We start from the raw sequence: 2,993 nt of genomic DNA on the forward strand, positions 1-2,993 counted from the left end.
GCGTGCCCACGCCCTGCCCCGACCCGCTGCCGCCCGGCGCGCGCTGGCGCGAGGTGCCCACCGAACAGCAACCCATCGGTTTCGTGCTGGTGCGCTCACGGCGGCGCAGCATCGGCTTCGTCATCACCGACGACGGCCTGCGCGTCACCGCGCCCAACTGGGTGACGCTGACGCAGATCGACGACGCGGTGCGCGAGAAATCCCGCTGGATCCTGACCAAGCTGCGCGAATGGCATGCCCGCAAGCAGCAGCTTGCGATGGCGCACACGCGCTGGCAGGCGGGCGGCGAACTCCCGTATCTGGGCCGTCGCATCATCATCGGCGTGGGCGGCGACAGCCGCCAGGCCAATCTGTCCGGCGACGCCGATGCGCCGCAGGATGGCGACACGCTGTGGCTGGCGCTGCCATCCAATGCCGACCAGGGCCGCATCCGCGATGCGGCGCAAGCCTGGCTGCAACAGCGCGCGGGCGCCTGGTTCGGCACGCGGCTGGCCCACTTTCTGCAGATCAGCGGGCTGAAGATCCGCCGCTGGCGCCTGTCATCGGCCGCCACCCGCTGGGGCTCCTGCACCAGCGACGGCAACATCATGCTGAACTGGCGCCTGATCCATTTCGCCCCGGCCATCATCGATTACGTCATCGCGCACGAGCTTGCCCATTTGCGCGAGATGAACCACAGTCAGGACTTCTGGCGCGAAGTGGGCCAGATCCTGCCCGACTTCGAAGACGCCAAGAACATCCTGCGGCGTCACGATCCCGCTTCGCTGCCTCAGTTCTGAGGCGCCGGGGCACACCAGCGTCTATCGCGCTCCAAGGAGAATCGAAATGTTGCTGCTGATTCCGGGCCCGGTCACGACCGATGCGCGGGTGAAGGCCGCCATGGCGCAGGACTACGCGCCGTGGGACAACGATTTCCGAACCCTGTACCGGCAGGTCTGCGACGGCGTGCTGGCCATTGCGCAGGCCAGCGCGGACGAACACGTGGCGCTGGCCCTGCCCGGCTGCGGCCATTTCGCGGTCGAAGCTGCCATCCGGACTTTCGTGCCGCCCGGCGGCCGGGTGCTGGCGCCGTCCACCGGCGCCTATGCGGCCCGTTTGCAGAAACTGGCCGGCGAGGCCGGCCGCGTCGCCGTGCCGCTTGCGGTGGGTACGACCGAGCGCGTGGATCCGCAAGCGGTTGCCGACGCGCTGGAACGCGACCCGACGCTCACGCACCTGGCGCTGGTGTACAGCGAAACCGGCAGCGGCATCTGCCACGACGTGCCTCAGCTGGCGCGCATCGCCCATGCGCTGGGACGCCGCGTGATCGTGGACGCGGTGTCCACCTTTGGCGCCCTGCCGCTCGAACTGCGGGCCCTGCCCGCGGTCGACGCCGTGGTGCTGACCGCGAACAAATGCCTGGAAGGCCTGCCCGGCGCCGCCTTCGTCGTCGCGCGCCGCGACAGCCTGGATGCCGCGCGCGGCAACGCCGGAAGCTGGTCGCTCGACCTGTCGGACATCTACCAGCACACGCTCGCGCCCAACGCCGGTCCCCGCTTCACGCCCGCCGCGCCCACGCTGGCGGCGCTGGCCGTGGCGCTGGAACTGTTCCGCCAGGAAGGCCGCGAGGCCCGGCTGGCGCGTTACACCGCCAACATGCGCACGCTCTATGATGGCGTGATCGATCTTGGCCTGACCCCGTACCTGCCGCCCGAGCTGCAAGGCCCCATCGTCGTCAACGTCCGCGCGCCGGATGCCCCGACCTGGCACCTGCAGCTCTTCGTGGACGCGCTCAAGCAGCGCGGCTATGTGATCAGCAACTTCACCAACACCGAAGAACCCACGTTCCGGGTCGGCTGCATCGGCGCCTTTGGCGCCGGCCAGATGCGGCAGGCGGTCGACGCCATGGGCGGCGCGCTGCGCGACATCGGAATCACCCGGGAACGCGCCGGAAATGCCCGGCTTTTCCCCCAACCCCTCACCGCTTAAGGAAACTTCCCATGCGTCTGCTCCACACCATGCTGCGCGTCGGCGACCTCGACAAGTCCATCGACTTCTACACCAACGTGCTCGGCATGCGCCTCTTGCGCCGCAACGACTACCCGGACGGCAAGTTCACGCTGGCCTTCGTGGGCTACCAGGACGAGGTTGATGGCGCCGTCATCGAACTGACCCACAACTGGGACACCGACAAGTACGACCTGGGCAACGGTTACGGTCACATCGCCCTGGAAGTCGACAACGCGTACGAAGCCTGTGACAAGGTCAAGGAACGCGGTGGCAAGGTCACCCGCGAAGCCGGCCCCATGAAGCACGGCAAGACCGTCATCGCCTTCGTGGAAGATCCCGACGGCTACAAGATCGAGTTCATCCAGAAGAAAGACCGCCAGGACTGACCCGGACGCCGGCAATGATCCATCCCATCCTGAAAATGGGCGACCCGCGGCTGCTGCGCGTGGCGCCACCCGTGGATCGTTTCGACACCCCTGAGCTGCACGCCCTGATCGACGACATGTTCGAGACCATGGCGGCCGCACAGGGTGTGGGCCTGGCCGCGCCGCAGATCGGCGTGGACCTGCAACTGGTGATCTTCGGTTTCGACCGCAACGACCGCTATCCCGACGCGCCGCCGGTGCCGCAGACCATCCTGTGCAATCCGGTGATCACGCCGCTGTCGGACGAGATGGAAGACGGCTGGGAAGGCTGCCTGTCGGTGCCCGGCCTGCGCGGCCTGGTGCCGCGCTACCGCCACATCCGCTACAGCGGCCGCGATCCGTACGGTCAACTGATCGAACGGGAAGCCGAGGGCTTTCACGCGCGCGTCGTGCAACACGAGTGCGATCACCTGATCGGGCGCCTGTATCCGTCCCGGATCCAGGATTTCACGAAGTTCGGCTTCACTGAAATCCTGTTCCCGGGCATGGACCCGAACCAGGACGACTAGGGGATATTGGGGGGCTTCGCCGCAGCAGGAGGCTCGTTCCCCGGTTGCGGCGGTTCCGGTTGCTGCGGTT

The 2,993-nt window shown here is 67.7% G+C and carries 4 protein-coding genes; all 4 read left to right on the plus strand.

Annotated features, from left to right (window positions below):
* Positions 1–2 precede the first annotated feature (2 nt).
* From B3446_RS20865 to def, 4 genes are read left to right on the plus strand one after another with little or no spacing between them, the layout of a single operon-like run.
* Positions 3–779 carry a M48 family metallopeptidase gene (locus B3446_RS20865; RefSeq protein WP_291384645.1) on the plus strand — a complete coding sequence of 259 codons (777 nt, stop codon included), beginning with the start codon at positions 3–5 and terminating at the stop codon, positions 777–779.
* A 46-nt stretch (positions 780–825) separates the two neighbouring features.
* Positions 826–1,968, plus strand: a complete 1,143-nt coding sequence (locus tag B3446_RS20870; RefSeq protein WP_291384646.1) for a 2-aminoethylphosphonate--pyruvate transaminase — start codon at positions 826–828, stop codon at positions 1,966–1,968.
* Positions 1,969–1,979: 11 nt separating this feature from the next.
* On the plus strand, positions 1,980–2,375 hold the full coding sequence (gene gloA, locus B3446_RS20875) for a lactoylglutathione lyase (RefSeq protein WP_291384647.1): 396 nt from the start codon (positions 1,980–1,982) through the stop codon (positions 2,373–2,375).
* A 14-nt stretch (positions 2,376–2,389) separates the two neighbouring features.
* Entirely contained in the window at positions 2,390–2,923 is a 534-nt protein-coding gene (def, locus tag B3446_RS20880; RefSeq protein ID WP_152383492.1) for a peptide deformylase, read from the plus strand.
* Positions 2,924–2,993: the final 70 nt, after the last annotated feature.

The organism is Achromobacter sp. UBA5777 (assembly GCF_002418565.1).
Taxonomy (GTDB): domain Bacteria; phylum Pseudomonadota; class Gammaproteobacteria; order Burkholderiales; family Burkholderiaceae_B; genus Achromobacter; species Achromobacter animicus.

What these genes read in the sequence shown, in the direction of transcription:
- def (WP_152383492.1), top strand. Translation starts at nt 2,390, where the DNA reads ATGATCCATCCCATCCTGAAAATGGGCGACCCGCGGCTGCTGCGCGTG.
- B3446_RS20870 (WP_291384646.1), top strand. Translation starts at nt 826, where the DNA reads ATGTTGCTGCTGATTCCGGGCCCGGTCACGACCGATGCGCGGGTGAAG.
- gloA (WP_291384647.1), top strand. Translation starts at nt 1,980, where the DNA reads ATGCGTCTGCTCCACACCATGCTGCGCGTCGGCGACCTCGACAAGTCC.